The 21,497-nt window shown below is 68.8% G+C and carries 10 protein-coding genes and 2 pseudogenes; 9 read left to right on the forward strand and 3 right to left on the reverse strand.

Features of this window, described 5'->3' with window-relative positions:
• Nucleotides 1–244: 244 nt before the first annotated feature.
• The 3 genes and pseudogenes from AC5P09_RS47620 to AC5P09_RS47630 form a co-directional block, all read left to right on the forward strand.
• Nucleotides 245–1,354, forward strand: a pseudogene (locus tag AC5P09_RS47620) (hypothetical protein); the annotation flags it as partial.
• Nucleotides 1,351–2,211: a hypothetical protein gene (locus AC5P09_RS47625; protein WP_493879925.1), complete on the forward strand. Its 861-nt coding sequence runs from the start codon at nt 1,351–1,353 to the stop codon at nt 2,209–2,211. The pseudogene AC5P09_RS47620 and the gene AC5P09_RS47625, both read left to right, overlap by 4 nt.
• Nucleotides 2,212–2,247: 36 nt before the next feature.
• Nucleotides 2,248–2,796, forward strand: coding sequence for a hypothetical protein (locus AC5P09_RS47630; protein WP_493879926.1), 549 nt, complete (start codon nt 2,248–2,250; stop codon nt 2,794–2,796).
• Between the two features lie 183 nt (nt 2,797–2,979).
• Here AC5P09_RS47630 and AC5P09_RS47635 read toward each other — a convergent pair whose 3' ends face one another.
• A complete protein-coding gene (locus AC5P09_RS47635) occupies nt 2,980–4,125 on the reverse strand; it encodes a Fic family protein (protein WP_493879927.1) in 1,146 nt (381 codons plus the stop codon).
• 245 nt (nt 4,126–4,370) lie between these two features.
• Here AC5P09_RS47635 and AC5P09_RS47640 point away from each other — a divergent pair, with 245 nt between their 5' ends.
• The 5 genes from AC5P09_RS47640 to AC5P09_RS47660 all read left to right on the forward strand — a co-directional run bounded on the left by AC5P09_RS47640 (nt 4,371) and on the right by AC5P09_RS47660 (nt 20,177).
• Nucleotides 4,371–7,601 (forward strand): NACHT domain-containing protein, encoded by a 3,231-nt coding sequence (locus tag AC5P09_RS47640; RefSeq protein WP_493879928.1) that lies wholly within the window; start codon nt 4,371–4,373, stop codon nt 7,599–7,601.
• A gap of 614 nt (nt 7,602–8,215) precedes the next feature.
• Nucleotides 8,216–11,719: a LamG-like jellyroll fold domain-containing protein gene (locus tag AC5P09_RS47645; protein WP_493879929.1), complete on the forward strand. Its 3,504-nt coding sequence runs from the start codon at nt 8,216–8,218 to the stop codon at nt 11,717–11,719.
• Between the two features lie 60 nt (nt 11,720–11,779).
• On the forward strand, nt 11,780–18,697 hold the full coding sequence (locus tag AC5P09_RS47650) for a polymorphic toxin-type HINT domain-containing protein (protein WP_493879930.1): 6,918 nt from the start codon (nt 11,780–11,782) through the stop codon (nt 18,695–18,697).
• Nucleotides 18,698–18,754: 57 nt separating this feature from the next.
• Entirely contained in the window at nt 18,755–19,513 is a 759-nt protein-coding gene (locus AC5P09_RS47655; RefSeq protein WP_493879931.1) for a hypothetical protein, read from the forward strand.
• 70 nt (nt 19,514–19,583) lie between these two features.
• Nucleotides 19,584–20,177 (forward strand): RDD family protein, encoded by a 594-nt coding sequence (locus tag AC5P09_RS47660; RefSeq protein WP_493879932.1) that lies wholly within the window; start codon nt 19,584–19,586, stop codon nt 20,175–20,177.
• Nucleotides 20,178–20,533: 356 nt separating this feature from the next.
• Here the strand turns inward: AC5P09_RS47660 and AC5P09_RS47665 are convergent, their stop codons facing one another.
• The gene (locus AC5P09_RS47665; RefSeq protein ID WP_493879933.1) at nt 20,534–20,659 is read right to left on the reverse strand and encodes a hypothetical protein; all 126 of its coding nucleotides are present in this window, start codon (nt 20,657–20,659) and stop codon (nt 20,534–20,536) included.
• 6 nt (nt 20,660–20,665) lie between these two features.
• Nucleotides 20,666–20,830, reverse strand: a pseudogene (locus AC5P09_RS47670) (transposase); the annotation flags it as partial.
• Between the two features lie 93 nt (nt 20,831–20,923).
• Between AC5P09_RS47670 and AC5P09_RS47675 the strand changes: the two are divergent.
• A complete protein-coding gene (locus AC5P09_RS47675; protein WP_493879934.1) occupies nt 20,924–21,160 on the forward strand; it encodes a hypothetical protein in 237 nt (78 codons plus the stop codon).
• The last annotated feature ends 337 nt before the right edge of the window (nt 21,161–21,497 follow it).

Here is a 21,497-nt window from a genome sequence, read left to right on the forward strand (position 1 = left end):
GTTCACTTCATGTGCGTCCACACCTTCAGCGTTCCCCCAGACAGGACCGACAGGCAGACGTAACGGAGTCCTACTAGAGGGGCGTGTTGCCCGATCGTGACCTCTGGTCGGGGCTGGTGGCCCTCAGCGTGGTCGGGATCGGCGGGTGAGCTGACGGCATGGAACACCCGCACGCTCCCGCACCCGGGCCCGCCGGTCGACCCACCCCGGTGGGCTCCGGGCGCTGCCCCGGCCGCCGGGCGTGGCCCCTGCAGGAGGCAGCGCGATGAGCCGCTTCGGGGCGGGGATCCGCCGGGGGGTGATGGCGGCCGATCAGTTCACTCAGATCGCCAACGCGCTCTTCCGTGATCCCCAGCTCTCGTTCAAGGCCAAGGGGCTGTTCGGACTGCTCTGCACGCACCGGGACGGCTGGCGGATGACCGTCACCGACCTCGCCCGCCGCGGCCGTGACGGCGAGGCGGCCGTGAAGAGCGGACTGAAGGAGCTGGAGAAGCGCGGCTTCCTGGTCCGGGAACGCGAACGCGATCATGACGGCACCCTCGGCGCGGCCGCATATGTCATCACCGACCTGCCTGCCCTGCAAACCCCCAGGTCCGGGCCAGAGTCGGGTTTTCCACCAGTGGATAACCCTACGTTGGCCAATCGTCCCCTTAAGAACACCATCGTTAAGAAGACCAACAAGCACAAGACCAACCCCATCCGTCCGTGCGACCGCGGCGCAGCCGTGCGCACGAACGGAGGGAACGGCCCCTGCGACCCGACCACGTCGCCGGCACCGCCGCCCGCGGCAGACGAGATGCATCCAGGGATCCGGCTGCTGCTGGAGATCGGGGTGAGCCGCCCTGAACTTCTGCTGACCGGCAAGCCGCTGACCGACCAGGGTCGTGTGGCGACCGCAATGCTGGATGCCGGCTGGAGCCCCGCGCAGCTGCGCCACGTCATCACCGGTCGGCCGTTGCCGCACCCGGTACGTACCTCGGTGGGCGCGATCATCGCCGCCCGGCTCCGCGCCGCCCAGGCCTACCCGCCGCCCGCCACCCTGGACAGCCGGCACCACCGTGGCGACGTCCTGGAAGATGCACCGCCCGCGTGGCCGGAGACCGAGCGGTCGTCCACGGCGTCCGCCGCCCGCACGGTGACCGCGGCCCTGACCTACCGGGCCCTCGTCGAATGCGCCGGCTGCGGCGTTCCCACAACCGCCCCCGGCGAGGACCTCTGCCCGGCCTGCTTGGGCTGGCCGCTGTGCCGCACCTGCCCGGGCCCCACCCCGCGCCGCGCCCACCCCGGCGGCGACGGCCGCTGCACGACATGCGCCTCCGCCTTTGCCGACCCATCGCAAGGAAACAGCCTGTGACCCACACGCTCCGCACCCCACCGCCGACCGCGGCCGCACAGCACCGACGCCCCTTCACCCTCGAGCCGGACCGGTGGGAGACGGAGCGCACACGCGCCCTGCGCACCGGCCACATCCGCGACCACACGTGCACGGCCGCGTGCGAACCCGTGCTCGTGAACGAACGCACCCGGTGGGGCCGGCTCGCCTGGACCGTTCCCGGTGACGGCCATCCACCTGAACACCCCTATCAGGTCGGGGTGCTCACCCCGGGCGCCGCCCGCACCCAGCGTCTGGCGGTGCGCTGGCTGACCCGGCGCCCCGCGCATCGCATCGCCCTGCCCGCCGTCCCCGGATCCCTTCGCCTATCCGCTGCCGCCGTCCTCAGTGTGGTCGTCGGCTTGTCCGCCATCAGCCACGGTGTCCCCGTCGACGTCGCGCTGCCGGCAATGCTGCTCGCCCCGCTCCTTGCGGAGCACGTGCCCGGCCGTCTGGATGCCCGCGCCCGCGAACACGTCCGCATCGTCGAAGGCGACGTGGCCTGCCGCTCCCTGCAGCGCCTCGGCGCCCTGCACACCTTCCTCGTCCAGGCCGCCGCCAGCCGTGACCGTCACGCACTGCGCCGCTCGGCCGAGATCGGCCACCACCTGCTGTGGGACGCCGCCGGCCAGCTCCAGACGAAGGACGCCCGCTCGGCCTCGGCCGAACTCCTCTCCCGCGAACGGCTGATGCCCCAACTCGCCGACCAGGTCGACCAGATCCTCAAGCACACCGGCGAAGGCGCCACAGCCGACGCGGACCAGACCCGTGGACCCGGCCGGCGCTTGGGACCCCTACCCGGCCGGCCCCCGGCCCACGGCACGGCCAGCACCCCGTGACACATCGGCACGCCACCGCTGAAGGGAACACTCCTCATGACCCAGTCCGCACCCCGCTCTGCTGTCCGCACCGCGGGCGTCTACCTGCTCTTCGCACACGAGCCGTACTACCCCGGACCCGGAACCCGGGAGATCAACACCACCCTGGTGGCTGCTGCCTCCCTGCTCCACCCGCAGGTACGGCAGCCCGACGGCGCCCACATACATGACCGCCTCACCCACGGACGCCAGGGCGGTGAGATCGTCCCGCTGGCCACCCTCACCCATGAACTGGGCGGCGGTGCCGACTGGCCGGCGGTCGGCGACTGGGAGACCGTCACCGCCGACCTGCTGCAGCTCGTCCGCGACGGGGAGTGCGATGCCCTCAGCCTCGGCTTGCCGGAGATCGCGCGTGCTCTCATCTGCACCGGGCCACAGGGGCAGGTGCGCGCCTTCGACGCCGCAGCCGACGACGTCATCATCTACGGAGCGGCGGAGCGTGCCGACGTTCTGGTGGGCATCGGCGGGTTCCTGGCCAGCCTCGTAGCAGAGCGGGACCTGTGGCCCGGCGACGGCCTGCTGGCCCCGCTCTGCCGACGCGCATGAGCACGTGGCCGTGAAGCCCGGCACCCCCTACGCGCTGTCGCCTTGGTTGCGGGGCCGCCGGAAGGGGGGAGCCGAGCGGCGCATCGAGATCAGGCGCGGCTGCTGCTGGTGAGGTCTGCCAGGAGTGCCGTGATGACGCGGTCGGTGGAGGCAGCCACCACTGATCACATCGGAATGACTAGTCTAGTGGGGCTGGTAGGGGTCGGTGATGGTGTGGCGTCGGTGTGCGCCTTCCAGGACGTCGGGCGGGTAGGCGGGGCCGGCAGTGTAGTAGCGGGCTTTGGTGTTGCCGACCGCGGTGAGCAGGCCGGCTCTGGTCAGGGCCTGGATGTCGCGGACGGCTTGCTGGTTGCTGAGCGCTTCGGCCTTTTCGTAGCGGGAGCGGCGCACGCGGCCGGTCATCGCGACCTCGTGCAGTGCGGTGATCTGGCGTTCGGCGAGACGGAAGCGCTCGGCGTGCTCGGCCAGGGCGATCCAGCAGTCGGTGGAGCGCTTGACGCGGTGCTGCACGCGCTGGGACTGCTCGTGGTAGGCGCGCAGGTTGAACCGCACCCAGGGCAGGGTGTCGCGTTCGGGGGAGTACACCGGCCCTCCCACCTGACGCAGCACCTTGTAGTACTCCCAGGTGTTGCCGGGCATGCCGAGCCATTCCTCGATCGAGGAGAACTCCGGGGCCAGCACTCCCTCCCGGGCGATCAGGAGGGTTTGCAGGCTGCGTGACATGCGGCCGTTGCCGTCGATCCACGGGTGGATCTTCACCAGATTCAGGTGGGCCATCGCGGCGCGCACCAGCGGATCGGCTTCGAGGTCGCCCTCGTTCAGCCAGGTCACCAGCTCGCCCATCAGATGGGGGACGTCCGCCTCGTGGGGGCCCTCGTACTCGGTCGCGTGCGGGTCCCCGGCCGCCGTGATGAAGATGGGTTTCTGCCGCCACCGGCCAGCGGGACGGTGGGGATGGTGATGGCCCTGCAGCATCCAGTGCAGGGCGTTGAGCAGCCCCTTGGAGTACGCGAAGTCCTCCACGTCCCACAGTGACTGGATGTACGTCATCGTCTGCTGGTAGGCGAGGGTCTCTGCCTTGTCTTCTTCGCTTGCGTCCACCCCTTCCCGCTCACCGTCGAGGAGGTCGGCCACGTCGACGGGGTCGACGCGGTAGCCCTCGATAGTGTTGGACGCCGCAATGGCCGACGCGGTCAGTGATCGCCGCAGATCAGCAGTCCACTTCATCGGGCTTTGCTGGACGACATGGCGCAGGTCACGGCGCATGACGGTGATCTCGTCGAGAACGTGCTGGTCGACGGCGGCGAGCTGCGGGGTCCGATACAGCATAGGCTGAACGATACCCAGTAAGTATCATTCAATCAATACGGCTTCACTGGACTCGCCCTCGCTCCACTTCCCGCCCACCGAGGGAACCGCCCCTCCTTGTCGCCGGTCGGGGGCCGAGTGGAGGAGCTGCTGGGTGCCCTCGGTGCCGGCTTGCGGAGCGAGGGGTTCACTCCCGCAGGGTGGCCGGGTGTGGATACGGTTTCCTTCCGGACGGCGGTGGGGGCTGCCCGGGCCGAGGAGGCGGGGTGGGGCTGAGCTACAGGGATGCTGTTCGCCTTCTGGGGGCATCGCAGGGGCGTACGGTCGAGGCGCTGGACCGGTTGACGGGCGGGCTGCTGCTGGCCTCGTCGGCCACGGGCGTCGGTCTGCTCTCCAGCCTTTTCGACGTTCGGGGCGAGCTGGCCCGGCTGAGCGCGGGGCTGGTGCAGGGGCTGGGTGAACAGGCGCGGGGGCTTGCCCGGTTCGATCGCAGTGAACGCCTGGCGGCGGCCCACGCGGTAGTGGTTCTCTCCGCCTATTTCGAGATCCTTTCCGAGACGGACCTTCCGTGCGACGCGGGGGAGTTGGAGCTCACGGGTGCCGAGCAGACGGCCCTCGCGGGGGGTGATTCGGTGGTGGGCCGGCGGCTGGGTTCCCTGGCCGCTGGTCTGCTTCAGGCCGAGGTTCCGATTCCCGTGCCGCAACGGCCTTACGAGATGACGCTGCAAGCCCTGTCAGAGTTCTACCAGCGCCTGTCCGGCGAGGTAACCCGGTTCGTGTCGGGCCTTGTGGTGTGGGACAGCCTCGACGACACGCGCAGAGAGCGTTTCGCGCAGACACTCTCGAACGATCTTCCCGGGCGGGCTGTCACCCGTTATGAGGAGCTGTTCAGGCAGCTGGCCCTCGACTGCCCCGAGGTCGCCTTCTGGGCCAATCTGGTAGATCACCGGGCGACGCGTGCGCACCTGCGGACGGTGAGCGCCGGCCTGGAGGGACTCCAGGAGGTGCTCGCGCAGATCACCGAGCGCAGGCCCGCCGATGCATGGATCACCGCTCTGGCACGTGCCCATGCGGCCGTGCTTGATCGTCCGATCCTCACCTCCCGCGATGCCCTGGACGGATTGAATCTTCCGGCTCTGGGCGCCGCGTACGTCAATCCGGACTTCCGGGTCTGCGAGGTGGGCCCGTCCGACCCGTTCGCCACCGAGAGCTGGTGGCAAGAGCGGCCGGTCCGCGGCGACCTGGAGGAATTTCTGCTGGGGCATCTGACATCTCCGCAGGCCGTACGTGCCCCGCTGGTCGTGCTGGGGCAGCCGGGGTCGGGGAAGTCCGTGCTCACGCAGGTGCTGGCGGCACGTCTTGCGCCCGCCGACTTCCTCGTCGTACGCGTGATACTGCGGGAGGCTGCCGCCGAGGCCGACCTGCAGACCCAGATCGAGCAGGCGGTCCGGGGGTCCACCGGCGAGGTGGTGAACTGGCCCGAACTGGTGCACCGCGGCAAGGGGGCGCTGCCGGTCGTCATGCTGGACGGGTTCGACGAGCTGCTGCAGGCGACCGGCACCAGCCAGACGGACTATCTGCTGCGGGTGGCCGAATTCCAGGCCCGGGAGGCGGGCCAGGGCCGCCCCGTCGCCGTCCTTGTCACGAGCCGCACGGCGGTCGCCGACCGGGCGCGGCCCGCGCAGGGCATGATCGCCGTACGCCTGGAGCCCTTCAACGACAGCCAGGTGGCACAGTGGCTGCAGGTGTGGAACGCCACCAACGCCGTCGGCTTCGCCGCACGAGGACTTCACCCCCTCACCGCGGACACCGTGCTTGCACACGGCGAGTTGGCATCCCAGCCGCTCCTGCTCCTGATGCTGGCCCTGTACGACTGCGACCGCAACGCGCTGCAACTGCACAGCGCCGCGCTGGGCCAGGCGGAACTCTACGAACGCCTCCTCACCAGCTTCGCCGGACGAGAGGTCCAAAAGAAGGCACCCGCGCTGACCGAGGAACAACTGGGCGAGGCGGTGGAGGAAGAACTCGCCCAGTTGTCGATCGTGGCGTTCGCGATGTTCAACCGCGGCCAGCAATGGATCAGCACGGCGGAACTCAACACAGACCTCGGCGCCCTCACGCCGGAGACCGACAGCCGATCCGTGCCCACTGGCCTGTGCGCCACCCTCACCGCCGCGCAACTCCTGCTCGGCCGTTTCTTCTTCGTCCACGAGGCGCGGGCGAGCCGCGAAGGCCAGACGCTGAGCGCCTGCGAGTTCCTCCACGCCACCTTCGGGGAGTACCTGGTGGCCCGGCTCGCCACACAGGAACTGCACGACCTGGCCGGGTCGGTGCGCCACCACGCACGCCGCAGCAGGCCGGTCACCGTTGACGATGCGTTCCTTTTCGCGCTGCTGTCCTTCATGCCCCTGACCACACGCGGAACGACCGTCTCCTTCCTTGCGGAACGGCTGCGGGGGTGGCCGCAATCACTGCGGGCGCAGACCCTCACTCTCCTTCTCGGCCTCTTCCACCGGGCGCTGCACACCCGCCACGACACCCGCTACGACGCCTACATGCCGCAGCGTGTGACGGTGCCGGCCCGGCCGGCGACGTACTCCGTCAACCTGATGCTCCTCGCAGCAGCCATGACGACCGGTGACGGCCTCAGCGGCGACGATCTCTTCCCCGGCGATGGCGAAACAGTCGCCTCCTGGCGCCGCTTGGCGCTGCTGTGGCGCTCCCAGTGCCCGCCGGAGGGCTGGAGCGGGCTCATCGCCACCGTGGTAATCGAGCGGTTCTGGGAAGAGGGCCGGCGGCAGATTCGAGTTCGCCTGCGGGACGATGCGGAAGCTGAGCCGGTCAGCACGGACCCGTACTGGACCTACGACTTCGGGCCGGACCACCAGTACCGGCCTGGGACAGACGGCTCCTGGTTCGCCTGGATCCAGGACGACCACCACGAGTTGCAACAGCAGGCGCAGTTCCTATGCGACGTCGCCGATGACGTCTTCGCGCATGCACTGCAGCCCCTGGACCGGCCCCTGGGGCACGGCAGTCGTCAGCTTCCACGCAACCAGAGAACACCCCGTTGCCTCCGCGGCGAACGCGCTCGTCCGCCTTTGGCTGACCAGCGATCAGGACAGCACACCGACGGACCTCACTGCCGTCCTCGACGTCTGCCTCCACATCGCTCTCAACGGATTCGCCCCCGTCGACAGGGACACCAGACGGCGCTTCCGGTTGGTGTTTTTGCGCCGTCTCGCCGCGGACTGGGAACGGCTCGAGCCGCACTGGGTGGAGCAGGCCATGCGCGCCATCCACGAAGGCGGGAAAGATGCCACGGACGAGGGCCCGCAGTTCCTCGACGCAGCTCGAGAGATCCTGCCCTCCCCTCTCACAGCCCTGTGGCGCCACGGGCGCGACTGACCGTCCCGCCGTGGCCGCTCGGTCGCGAGCAACGCTCGCAGGCGGCTGGCCTGGTCGGAAGCGGGATGCAGACTGTGGATCGGGGATGACCTTTTTGCCAGCGCTGCACGAGTCCGGGTGAGGGCATCTCCGCTGGTGCTGTGACCAGCACTCACTTGACGCAGGCAACGCGGCCATACGGACTCCAGCAGGGTCTCGCAGCTCCTGGAGCGGGCGCTCGGGTGCATGGAGGCGGACGGCAGTGACCGTTCCCGCCGTCGTCCAGCAGTAGGCGTCCGCCAGCATTCCGCACCGGCGACGCGTCGTGGCTGGATTGGGCTGGTTCAGCGCCGGATCGCTCGGTTCTTCCGGCCTGGATCGAGGAGGGGAGAGAATTTTCGTTTCCATTGCCTCTTCTGGATTCAACTCACCTCTTAGGCTGGGTTGTTTGTGTTCCCTTTGCCTTTCGCCGACTCTTCAACGCGGAGATCTCTTGGATTTCTTTGCCCACCCCGTGAGATTTATGAGGCGATTTGACCGACTGGGGTCGCACTCAGGTGATTGACAGGCGGTATTCCGCCGGGCTTTGATCGCCCGGCTGTAAGGAACCTGTAAATACAAGGTGGGGGCTATGGGGTGGGGTGGGGTGCGTCGTGCTGTCGTGGCATCGGCGCTGCTTGTGCAGCTGTTGGGGGGCGCTGGCACCTACGCGGCCGCTGAGGGCGTGGCGGATCCGGTGCCGGCCACGGCCGCCGACAGCATCGATCTGTCGCCCGAAGCGGCCGCTTCGCAGAAGGCAGCGGAAACCGGCTCGCCCGTTGATGTGAGCGCGGAAACGACGCCCACACAACTTGTCACGGCACAGCCGGATGGCACGTTCACCGTCGAGTTCGATCCCGCGCCGGTGCGCGCCAAGAAAGCGTCGGGGTGGGTGCCCGTCAACACGGATCTGGAGACGACATCGTCCGGCGACGTCGTGCCGAAGGCCGCCGCTGCTGACATCACTTTTTCCGGGGGCGGTACAGGCGATGTGCTCGCGAGCATTACGCAGAACGGGAAGACGTACAGCGTCAGCTCACCGTGGACGCTGCCGGCGCCGACGCTGTCGGGTTCCACGGCGACGTATCCGGACGTCCTGCCGGGCACGGACCTGGTGATCCAGGCGACGCCGGACGGTTTCAGTGAGAACCTCGTCGTCAAGTCCCGCTCCGCGGCTCAGAACACGGCGTTGTCGAGCATCGTGTTCCCCGTATCTGTCGACGGTGTCTCCGCGCGGGACACCCATTCCGGCTCGGCCGCGTTCGTGGACGACCAGGGCCACCCGGTGTTCACCACGGGCACCGCGCTGATGTACGACTCCTCGGCGGTCTCGGCGGCTGCAGGTACGGCGAAGGACTCCAGCGCCGCGTACACCGTCACGACCGCCGACGAAACGAGCGCGGACGAGGGCGCGGTGGACGGGCCGGAGCCAGGGGCCAAGGCCGCCGTGATGGACGCGACCTTCTCGGACGACGCCCTGACCCTGAAGCCCGACCAGTCCTTCCTCGACGACCCCGACACCACCTACCCGGTGGTGCTGGACCCCCAGACGACCAGCGCGTCCCTCTCGGGCTGGACGACGCTGTGGTCCACCGCGACGGGGACGTCCTTCTGGAAGACCTCGCACGCGCTGGGCGTCGGCTACGACGCGTGGGTGGACAACAAGAAGGCACGCTCGCTGTACCAATTCGACACCCACACCCTGGGCGGCAAGAAGATCCTCTCGGCGACCTTCACGGCGCTGGAGGTGTGGTCGGCCAACTGCACCGCCAAGTCAGTGCAGTTGTGGCGCACCAGCTCGATCTCGTCGTCGACGACCTGGTCCTCGCCACCCTCCTGGTCCTCCCAGGTGGACTCCGTCAGCACCGCCAAGGGCTACTCGTCCTCCTGCCCCGGCGGGAATGTTTCCTTCGATGCCACCAGCGCGGTCGGCTACACCGCCGCCCAATCGTCCTCGACTACCACGCTCGGTCTGCGGGCGGCCGACGAAGGCGACGAGATCGCCTGGAAGCAGTTCGCCTCGCCATCGGACACCAAGCCCACCCTTTCAGTGACGTTCGTATCCAAGCCGTCCACGCCGACTGGCGTGAAGCTGTCGAGCCCGAACCTGGCGTGCGCCACGACCCACGGGACCGCCGCCGTGATCCGTGACACGACCCCGACCCTGGCGGCCGCGCCGAAGTCGGCGGACGGTTCCCAGTCGACGCTGCGGCCCAACTTCGAGGTGTACCGGTACGACCCCACCATCACCGACCCGAAGGTCGGTTCGGGCAGCCCGTCGGCGTATACGACCTCGGGCACGACCGGGACCTGGACCACACCGACGCTGACCAACGGACAGACGTACTGGTTTCGCGCCCGCAGCGAGTACAAATACTCCTTCAACGGCGCCACCGGCTCGATGTACTCGTCCTGGAGCGCGGGCTGCTGGTTTCGCATCGACACCTCGGCTCCCGTCCAGCCGGACGTGGACTCGACGACGTACGAGGAGTGCGCGAGCCCGGAGGCCCCGGACGACTGTACGGCCTACGGCGGCGTGGGCGCCCCCGGCTCCTTCACCCTCAAGGCCAACGGGGCCACCGACGTGGTCAAGTACACCTACCAGCTGAACGACAACCCGGTGCGCACCAAGACGTTCAGCACCGCGACGACCAGCTACACCACGTCCCTGGCCCCCGACGTGCGCGGCGTAAACGCTCTCACCGTGCAGACCTGGGACTCCGCCGGGAACGCCTCGACCAGCTACACCTACGTCTTCAAGGTCGCGCCCGGCGCGGGCCCCCTCTCGCAGTGGTCCCTGGACGAGGGTGCCGGCACCACCGCGGCCGACTCGATCGGCGGCAGGACGGCGACCCTGGCGGGATCGGCCATCTGGTCCGACAACGCCAGGCTCGGCAAGTCCGTGCAGGGCAATGGCACCTCGGCGTACGCGGCCACCGCCTCGTCGGTGCTGGACACCACCAAGAGCTTCACGGTGTCCGCCTGGGCCCGGCTGACCGGCACCTCCCACAACGCGGTCGCCGTGGCCCAGGCGGGAGTGAACGGATCGACGTTCGCCCTGTACTACTCGACCTCATACCAGGCGTGGGTCTTCAACCGGTACACCACCGACTCGGCCACGCCGACGATCGTCCGCTCGATCTCGGCCACGACCCCCGAGGCCGGTATCTGGACGCACCTGATGGGCGTGTACGACGCGCAGGAACAGACGATCCAGCTGTTCGTCAACGGTGTCCCGCAGGGCGATCCGGTCGCCTTCACCACGCCCTGGCAGGGCACCGGCGGCCTGCAGATCGCCCGTGGTCAGTACGGCGGCGCCTTCAGCGACTACTTCCCCGGCCAGGCCGACGAGGTGACCGTCTGGAACCGGATCCTGTCCGAGGAGGAGATCGCCGACCTCCAGGCCATGACCGACGCAAGCACCGGCCAGGCGCGCCCTGCCCTGGCCGCCGAGTGGGGCATGGACGAGACGGCAGGCACCGGCGCCGCCGACTCGTCCGGATACGGCCACACGGCCACCGTCGCCGCCGGCGGCACCTGGACCACCGACACCGACGGCGGCAAGGGCAACGTCCTGTCCCTGAACGGGACGTCGACGGCGAACGCCACCGCCCCCGGCCCGATCGTGGACTCCCAGGGCGACTTCACCGTGGCGGCCTGGGCCAAGCTCGACGCGTCGGCGCTGTCTGATACCAGCGTGGCCCACCACATGAGGATCGCCACCCAGTCCGGCGGCGTACGCGACTCCTGGGGCCTGTGGTACGACCAAGCCGCAGGCTCTACCCAGGGCATGTGGGTGTTCGGGCGCACCACCGCCGACACCACCAGCGGCGCCGTCGTCACCGTGCCGGCCAACATCGCCTCGGCCCAGCTGGTCGACCCCGGCGACTGGACCCTCCTGACCGGCGTCTACGACGGTGCCCACCATCAGCTCTTCCTCTACGTCAACGGGGTCCGGCAGGGCGCCCAGGGCGACACCGACACCGACGACGACACCGGTGACGGCGTCGTATTCGCCTCGCCCTGGCAGGCCACCGGCACCTTCAACATCGGCCGCGGGCGGATCAGCACGGGGGCGTACAGCGACTACGCCCACGGTCTCCTGGACGACGTACGGGTGTGGACCGGCGTCATGTCCGACACCGCCATCGACCAGATGTACGCCACCGAAGTGCCCATCCCGCTGTAACGGCATCAGCCGCACAACGGACCGTCAGCGGACTCTTCTTACACGATCAGGAGTGCAGTTATGGGTGGGCTACAGCGGACACGGCTGTGGGTCGTCGCTGTCACAGCGAGCGCCCTGGTGGCCACGGGGCTGGGCACGGCCCCGGCGGTCTGGGCGACCCAGCGGCACGGGCATCACACGGTGCACACGCCGAAGGTCAAAAACGGAACGGCCGTGCCCTTCAAGGCCCACAAGGCCAAGAAGAAGGACCCGGCCAAGAAGGCCGCCGCCCGTACGGCTGAGCGGCTGGCGAAGCCCGTCGTCTGGCCCACCGCGTCCACCAGGACCCTGACCGTGGGCAAGGCGAAGGCGGCCCGCACCACGTCGGTGGGCAGCCTCCCGGTGAAGGTGAGTGCTCCGGCCAAGGGGGTAGCCCCCGCCAAGGTGACGGTCAAGGTGGCCGCGCACCGCACCGCGACCGCCCTCGGCATCCAGGGCACCGTGCTGTCCGTCGCCCGCGCTGACGGGCGCAAGAAGACCGGCCGGACCCGGCTGACCCTCAACTACTCCGGCTTCGCGAACGCCTACGGCGGCGACTACGCCTCCCGGCTCACCTTGGTCCGGCTGCCCGCCTGCGCGCTCACCACCCCGGCCCTGAAGAAGTGCCGGACGACGATCCCGGTCCCGACCACGAACGACGTCGCGGACCACACCCTGACCACCACCGCCACGGTCAGTTCCTCCACGATGACGGCCTTCGCGACGACCACCACCGCCAAGTCCGGCGCCGGTTCCTACCAGGCGACCTCCCTCAACCCGTCCGCCGCCTGGAACGCCGGCGGCTCCAGCGGTGACTTCACCTGGTCGTACCCGCTGGCCGTGCCCCCCTCCAACGGCGGCCCGGCCCCCAACCTGGCTATCACCTACGACTCGCAGAGCGTCGACGGCCGGCTGCCGTCCACCAACAACCAGCCGTCCTGGGTCGGCGAGGGCTTCGACCTGTCGACCTCCTACATCGAGCGCTCATACGACTCCTGCGACGACGACGGCCAGTCCGGCAAGAACGACGAGTGCTGGGCGAACGACAACGCCACCCTCGTCCTCGGCGGCAAGTCCAGCCCGCTGATCAAGGACAAGACCACCGGCGACTGGCATCCCAAGACCGACGACGGCGAGCGGGTCACCCGTTCCACCGGTGCTACGAACGGCGACAACGACGGCGAGTACTGGACCGTCACCACCGAGGACGGCACCCAGTACGTCTTCGGCAAGAACCACCTGCCCGGCTGGACGACCGGAGCCGCCGTCACCAACTCCGCATGGACCGTCCCGGTGTTCGGCGACGACTCGGGCGAGCCCGGCTACGACCAGGGCACCGCCTTCTCCGCCCGCGCCCTCACCCAGGCCTGGCGCTGGAACCTGGACTACGTCGTGGACCCGCACGGCAACGCAATGTCGTACTGGTACACCAAGGAGACCAACTACTACGCCAAGGACGGCACCACCACCGCCAACGGGACCGTCTACGACCGCGGCGGCTACCTCAGCCGGATCGACTACGGCATCACCTCCTCCACCGTCTTCGGCACCGCCTCCGAGAAGGTCGCCTTCACCACCGCCGAACGCTGCCTGGTGACCAGCACCGAAGACTGCTCCTCACTCACCTCCACCACCGCCTCGCACTGGCCGGACGTGCCCTACGACCAGATCTGCGCCTCCGGCAAGGTGTGCACCGCGACCGGACCGACGTTCTTCTCCCGCAAACGCCTCACGGGCGTCACCACCAGCATCTGGGACGCGAGCCTGGCCACGCCCGCCTACCGGAACGCCGACAGCTGGGCACTGGCCCAGTCCTTCCCCGACCCCGGGGACGGCACCTCCGCCGGCCTGTGGCTGACCTCCATCACCCGGACCGGCAAGGACGGCGCGACCACCACCATGCCGCCCGTCACCTTCGCCGGCATCCAGCTCTACAACCGAGTCGACACGACCCACGACGACATCGCCGCACTCGTCAAGTGGCGTGTCCGTACGATCACTTCGGAGACCGGGTCGGTCCTCACCATCAACTACTCCGACCCGCAGTGCGTCGCCGGCACCACCATGCCAACCAGCCCCGACTCCGACACTCTGCGCTGTTTCCCGATGTACTGGCAGCCGCCGTACACGACCGACCCCCAACTGGACTGGTTCCACAAATATCTCGTCACCCAGGTCACCGAGTCAGACCCGACCGGCGGCGCCCCGCTGAAGGAGACCGACTACACCTACAACGGCTCCCCGGCCTGGCACTACGACTCCGACAACGTCACCGCCCCCGCCAAGCGCAAGACCTGGTCGCTCTGGCGCGGCTACGGCAGCGTCACCACCACGACCGGCGACGCTCAGTCCACCCGCACCAAATCCGTGGACACCTACTTCCGGGGGATGGACGGCGACAAGCAGTCCGACGGCACCACCCGCACCGTCAAGGTCACCGACTCCACCGGGACCTCGGTCACCGACTCCGACCCACTCGCCGGCACGGTCCGTGAGTCGATCGCGTACAACGGCAGCGCCGAGGTGTCCGGCACCATCACCGACCCCTGGATCCACCAAACGGGCACGGACGGTACGCGCAGCAGCACCTTCACCCGCACCCAGACCGTCCGCACCCGCACCGACCTGTCCTCCGGTGGCACCCGCGACACCTCGGTTACCACCTCCTACGACCCCACGACCGGCGCGGCGCTGACGGTCGACGACGCGGGCGATACCGCCGTCACCGGTGACCAGCAGTGCACCCGCACCACGATCGCGAACAACACCACCGACTGGCTGATGGCCTTCCCCGTGCGTGTGGAGACCGTCGACGTGGCCTGCGGGGCCACCGCGACCCGCCCGGACGACGTGGTTTCCGACCTCCGCACGATCTACGACAGCCAGTCCTACGGCGCCGCCCCGACGGTCGGCGACGAGACATCAACGCAGCGGCTGTCCTCCTACAGCAGCGGCAGCCCGGTCTACCAGACGGTGTCCACCAGCCACTACGACGCGCAGGGCCGGGTCGACTCGGTCAAGGACACCAACGCGGCGACCGTCAGCACCACCACCTACACCCCCACCACGGGCGGCCCGCTGACCAGTACGGTCACCACCGACGCCAAGGGCTACTCGACCACCACTACCTTCGATCCCGCCCGGGGCACGGCCACTTCCGTTGTCGACCCGAACAGCAAGCGTACCGACTACGCCTACGACGGCCTGGGCCGCCTGACCTCCCTGTGGCTGCCCAACCGCTCCAAGTCCTCAAGCCAGTCGGCGAACCTCGTCTACACCTACTCGATCTCCAACACCGCGGCCCCCGTAGTCTCCACCGGCAAGCTCAACAACGACGGCACGACCTACGACACCACCTACTCCCTCTACGACGCGCTGCTGCGCCCGCGCCAGACGCAGACCCCCGCCCCGGGCGGCGGCCGCGCCATCGCGGAGACGAAGTACGACAGCCGCGGCCTGGCGGTTGAGGCGGACGCCGACTACACGGACAACACGTCCCCGTCCGGCACGCTCGCCAACATCACCTCCGCCGTCCCCTCCCAGACCCTCACCACGTACGACGGCGCGGGCCGCCCCACAGCGTCCGACTTCTACGCCCTTGGCACCAAACGCTGGACGACCTCCTCCGCGTACGGCGGCGACCGGACGACGGTCACCCCGCCCAAGGGCGGCATCGCGACGACCACCCTCACCGACACCCTCGGCCGCACCGTCGAAACCCGGCAGTACGACAGCGGCACCCCGTCCGGCACGTACACATCCATCACGTACACATACGACGCGAAGAGCCGACTGAAGCAAGTCGTCGACGACGACGGCAACACCTGGAACTACGGCTACGACCTGATGGGGCACAGAACCAGCACGACGGACCCGGACACCGGCAAGAGCACCGCCACATACAACGAGCTGGACCAGGTCGCCTCCACCACAACCGCCGCGGGCACGGCCGACGAGAAGACCCTCAGCTACACCTACGACGCCCTCGGCCGCAAGACCGACATGTACGACGGCACCACCAAGGACGCCGCTCACGAACTCGCCAAGTGGACGTATGACTCGGTTGCCAAGGGCAAGCCGACCTCCGACATCCGCTACGTCGGAGGCTCCTCCGGCCAGGCCTACGTCACCCAGATCGGCGCGTACGACTCGCTGTACCGGCCCACCCTGTCCCGGATGATCATTCCCTCGGTCACCGGTGAGGAAGCCCTGGCCGGCACTTACACATCAACGATCGGCTACAACCTCGACGGCACCCTCCAGGTCACCTCCGACCCGGCGGTGGGCGGACTACCCGCCGAGTCCCTGGAATACGGCTACAACGACCTGAGCATGCCGACCACGCTCAACGGCGCGACGGGCTACGTCCAGAACACCAACTACACCAAGCTCGGCGACATCTCCCAGCTCACCCTCGGGGTGTCGTCATCCGACACCGCCAAATGGCTCCAGGTCACGAACACGTACGAGGACGGCACCCGCCGCCTACAGCGCGAGCTGGTCACCGACGACGCACAGACCGCCCCCGTCCAGGACACCACCTACACGTACGACGACTTCGGCAACCCCACCAAGGTCGCCACGCACGCCGACGGCGCGGACGACGTCCAGTGCTACCGCTACGACGGCCACGACCGCCTCGCCCAAGCATGGACCGCCACCGACGGCTGCTCCGCAGACCCGTCGACCGCCGTGCTCGGCGGCCCGGCACCGTACTGGCAGAGCTTCACCTTCGACGACCTCGGCAACCGTACGACCCAGGTCGACCACGCGACAACGACCGGCGGCAACGACAGCACGACGTCCTTCGCCTACCCGCCGAGTGGCGCCGCCCAGGCCCACACCCTCACGTCGTCGAGCACGGTCAAGGGCGGCACGACGACCACCGACTCGTACACGTACGACGCCTCCGGCAACACGCACACGCGGACGCTGAACGGCACAACCCAGACCCTCAACTGGGACGACGAGGGCCACCTCGCCAAGGTCACCAACGCCGACGGCACATCCGTGTCGTACCTGTACGACGCCGACGGTAACCGGCTGCTCTCCCGCGACGGCTCCAGCACGACGCTGTACCTGGGCGACACGGAGGTCCACCTGGCCAAGGGCGCGACCACGACGACCGGCACCCGCTACTACAGCTGGGCCGGCGAGAACATCGCCGTCCGCACCAGCTCCGGCAGCCTGCAGTGGCAGGTCACGGACGCCCATGACACGGCCGAGACCGCAGTGGACGCCAGTACGCAGGCCGTCACGCGTCGCCGCCTTGACCCGTTCGGCAACGCGCGCGGCACCCAGCCGGCTTCGGGTTCGTGGCTCGGCGACAAGGGCTTCGTCAGCGGCATCCAGGACGCCACCAGCGGACTCACCCACCTGGGGGCCCGGGAGTACGACCCGACGATCGGCCGCTTCGTCTCGGACGACCCGGTCCTGGAGGTGACGGACGCCCAGCAGATCGACGGCTACACGTACGCAGCGGACAACCCGCTCACGGGCAGCGACCCGACGGGCCTCGACGACTGGGCCAACGACCCGACCATGAACGTCTGTGCCATCGACTGCCAACCGCAGGGCTCCTCTGCCCTGGTGGACACCGGCTCAGTCGGCAGCACCAGCGGCACCCACCACAGCAGTGGCGGCGGTGGCGGCGGCGGAAGCTCTCACCACAGCTGCGGCTGGTCGCTGTCCTGCCACGTGTCCAGTCTCGCCCACAAGGCGTACCACGCCGTCCAGGAACACCCGGTGATCGCTGCGGTGGTGGCCACGGCCGTGGTCGTCGGGGTGGTCGCCTGTGTCGCCGCAACAGTCGGCGGGTGCGGAGCCGTGCTGGTGGCGGGGGCAGAAGGGTTCACCGCGGGCGCCGAAGCAGGCAGCCTCAGTGCCGCCGCGGTCGGCGCGTCCGCCGGAGTCGCCAGTGAGGGCGGTGCCGTCATCGCGGGGTCGATGGGTATCGCCGGAGCGGGGGCGGCAGCCGTTGCGAAGGGAGAGGAAACCGTCACGGCGGCCACGCAGGCGACCCGGTCCGGGGCGAGATCGGCGGACGACGTGGCGGAAGGCACGGCCCGTTCAGGCGCGGCCGGAGGCGGTAAGCGCGCGGAGACGGCTGCGGCCCGCAGCGGTGCCACCAGTTGCAACCACAGCTTCCTGTCCACGACCAAGGTCCTGATGGCCGACGGCCACAAGAAGAAGATCAAGGACATCAAGCAGGGCGACAAGGTCCTGGCCACCGACCCCGGGACCGGAAAGAGCCGGCCCCGCACCGTCGAGAAGCTGATCACCACCAAGCACGACAAGGACTTCGCCACCCTCACCATCCGCGACGGTGGCAAGCCGTCACAGATCGTGGCCACGGTGACCCACCCCTTCTGGGTGGATTCCGAACGGGCCTGGATCGATGCCGGCCACCTTCAGCCCGGTATGCGCCTGCACACCGCCTCGAGCGCCACCGCCACGATCTCCTCGGTGAGGATCTGGCACCGGCAGCACCTCACTCACGATCTGACGGTTTCGGTCACGCACACGTACTACGTGCTGGCCGGTGCCACCCCCCTCCTCGTCCACAACTGCAATATCCGGCTGACAGAGGAACAGGCGAACACCTTGCAGGTCGGCCCCTATGCCGATGTCTCGGTTCCGGCCACGGGCCCGGTCGTCGCTCCCGCGCAAAGCGCCGCGATGCAGGGAGAGGTCTGCCACTCCTGCGGCGGTACGAGCCCCACGATGACCGGCGATCACCAGCCTTCGACCGGAATAGGCCCAGTGGATCTCCCGCGCAACCTGTACCCGCACTGCGAGGATTGCAGCGATCTGCAGGCAACAGCAGTGCAGCTGGCCCAGAAGATGCTGCGAGAACACGGCTATCATGATCCGACATTCAATGGAAACCCGGCTTACCCGGACACCCCGACCGCAATCGAGATGCTGGCACAGCTTTTGCCGAGCCATACGGAGGGATAGCCGGTGCAGAGGGTGACGGACGTCGCTGGGCAATGCGTTGAAAAGGGGGGTGGCTGAATGCTCATCGGCAGCACCAGCGTCAATTTGAACCACCGCGTCATTCGCATCGGAGCGACGTCGCCCCCCGACGACGTACTCGACCTTGGGCGCACCCCACTGGTGGCGGGCCCCAGCCACGTGCAGGTAAGGGCACGGGCACAGGTCGGCCTCGTGCGCGTACGCCTGTGGATCAGGACAGGCCCCATCGAGGGCTCCTGCCTCTTCGCCGGGACCCTGGCGCTCGGAAACGACGGTGCGATCGCCGTAGGTGACGTCACGGGGGTGTCGAGATACACCTGCGCCGTCGCTGCGCCGGGTGCACACGATGTGCGCGTCCACGTGGACGATCCGGGCGCCGCGTCGCGCATCGATGTCATCCTCGACTCCGGCGACGAGGAGGTGACGCTGGAGGCCGTGGACGGGTATCCGTTGCCGAAGTTCACGACGGCGCCCGGGTCGGTGATCGGAAAAGAAGACCGTCTGGGGCTGGTGCTGTCCGCGCACGATCTCCCCGTCAACCGACTGGCCAGCGCGGTCAAGCTCCTCCGCCTGGCCGCGGAGGACGACGATCCGGCTCGCCGGGAAATGTCGCAGAGATTCCGTATCCGGCTGGTCTGCGAATGGTTGAGGTGGCTTTCTCCTGACGTTTCTCTGGAAAAATCGACGACACTCGGCGAGTACATTTCAGAGCGTCTTCCCAGCGTTTCTATGAGCAACCTTGATGCTCGCTCACTGGAAATTTCCTCCGAGGTCGTCCAACGTGCATTGATGGGCTGATTAGTCAAAGGAAGACTCAATGAGCGGCATGCCGGTAGTGCATCGGGAAGGCGTGGAGGGTGTTCCCTCCATGGTTGTCAGGTCGATGGGCCGGGACTGGTACCGAGACCACCTGGCCGGCATGGACCCGCTGCGGGGAGCCCGGCCTCGTGGGGCGCGGGTGGAGTACGTCACGGACGCGGATCCGGCGCAGGGCGCGACCGGCGGCAGTCCTGTGCTTGTGCTGGCTCCGCACGGCCGCCGGATCGCGGCACGCCTGGTGGACACGGTGCTTGCGTCCATCTTCGCCTGCCTGGGCTTCATGGCTGCGGCGGCTTCGAGCGACGGAGACGCGCTGCTGGTCCTCGTCCCGGTGGGGTTCGCAGCCGGCGGCCTGCTCTACTACCTGCCTCAGGTGCACTGGTGGGGCACGACCGTCGGCAAGCGCATCTTCAGGCTGCGGGTGGTGCGGCTGTGGTCGGACGGAACCCTTCCGCCGTCGTGGAAGGACACGTTCACCCGGGAGTTCGACAGGGCGGCCTTCCTGTCAATCCCGGGACTGAATGTGCTGGTCGCCGTGATTCTGCTGGCCCGGATGGCCAGGGACCGGGGCACCTATCACCAGAGCACATACGACCGCGCGGCCCGGACGGTCGTCGTGCGGTGGCCGGCCGGGGCCGCGTAGGCGACGGATCCACCAGACGCCAGGCAACAGAATCCTCACAGTCCAGTGGACCGTCGGCTCGTGCCCCTGTGGGAGCTGTTGGATGCCCTGCCACCGTCGCGCAGCCCGTGAGCACGTTCCTGAATACGGCCACCCCGGGCCCAACATGCTCAGGGCAGCTGGCACCGGCCTGCTCGGTGCAGCCGGATAGGCCGGGCGCCGGGTGCTGCGTTCCCTACGCCAGTTCGTGGTCGTGGCCGCGGGCGGGCGAGTTCCCCCGGCGTGCTGTCGGGTGGATGCCTGCGGCGCGTGCGATTCTCGAGGCGCGTGGCGGATGTGATCGATGAAGTTTCCCCGTGGTCTTGGACACGTCGTCGTTACGCCGCGAGGGTCTGATCCTGCTGGTAGCGCAGGCGTGTCTCGTGGGGTGTGAGGTAGCCCCAGTGGACGTGCTTGCGCAGGCGGCGTCTGTTGTAGAAGGTCTCGATGACCCTGTTGCCCAATTGATCTCACGCCGCGAGGTTGAGAGCGGCTATGCGGGATGTGCGGGTGCGGGCGAGCGGTGTGTCGTTCCACCAGGCGTCCAGGCGGATCAGGTTGATGGCGGCCGCGGTGAGGACGTGCGCGAGATGGGTTTTGGCCAGGCCGATGTAGCGGGTCCGGCGGGCTCTGAAGCTTCCACCACCCCGGTCCGGGACACCCCCGAACCGGTCACACCATACGAATCAACGACCCGCGAAGTACGGGTCTAGGACGACGCGGTCCGGGTGACGGCTCCGCCCGGCTCGGTGATCCGGCTGTGGAACGGCGCGACCACCACCCTGCACATCGGCGACGGTGAGGAGACCACCCTGCTCCTGCCGCCCGATGACCCGTCCGGCCCTCCCCCAGTGCCTAAAGCCTGGGGGCGCCCCCAGGCGGGGCGCAGCGGAGCGGCCGTCTTCACACGCGGCGACCGGGTGGGGACGGGGTGGCTGGGGGCGTACGCGGCGATCCGCCTCTGAGCCGGCCGCCGTGTGGATCCCGGCGGCGGTCACCGCCCGGTAGGGGGTGTGAGAGGGGCGCACGGTAGCACAGGTGGCATGGGCCGGGGAGCGGCTTACCCGCACCGGTCGGGGTGCGGCAGACTGGTGCGGAACCGGTGGTGTCCGGCCGGAGTGCACCAACCGAAGCAGGGGAGAAGGGAAGCCACAGATCCGTGAGTGACGAGTTCGACGCCCCGGAGCCCTCAGCCCCGGAGCCCGTCGACGAGGGCGCGTTCGGCATCGACGCGTTCTCCCTCGACGACCGGCTGCGGCTGTTCCACTTCGCCGCCGCCGAGAAGCGCCACGAATACCTGTG

This window comes from Streptomyces sp. a15 (assembly GCF_059026085.1).

What these genes read in the sequence shown, in the direction of transcription:
- AC5P09_RS47635 (WP_493879927.1), bottom strand. Translation starts at nt 4,125, where the DNA reads ATGCTGTATCGGACCCCGCAGCTCGCCGCCGTCGACCAGCACGTTCTC.
- AC5P09_RS47650 (WP_493879930.1), top strand. Translation starts at nt 11,780, where the DNA reads ATGGGTGGGCTACAGCGGACACGGCTGTGGGTCGTCGCTGTCACAGCG.
- AC5P09_RS47660 (WP_493879932.1), top strand. Translation starts at nt 19,584, where the DNA reads ATGGTTGTCAGGTCGATGGGCCGGGACTGGTACCGAGACCACCTGGCC.
- AC5P09_RS47630 (WP_493879926.1), top strand. Translation starts at nt 2,248, where the DNA reads ATGACCCAGTCCGCACCCCGCTCTGCTGTCCGCACCGCGGGCGTCTAC.
- AC5P09_RS47655 (WP_493879931.1), top strand. Translation starts at nt 18,755, where the DNA reads ATGCTCATCGGCAGCACCAGCGTCAATTTGAACCACCGCGTCATTCGC.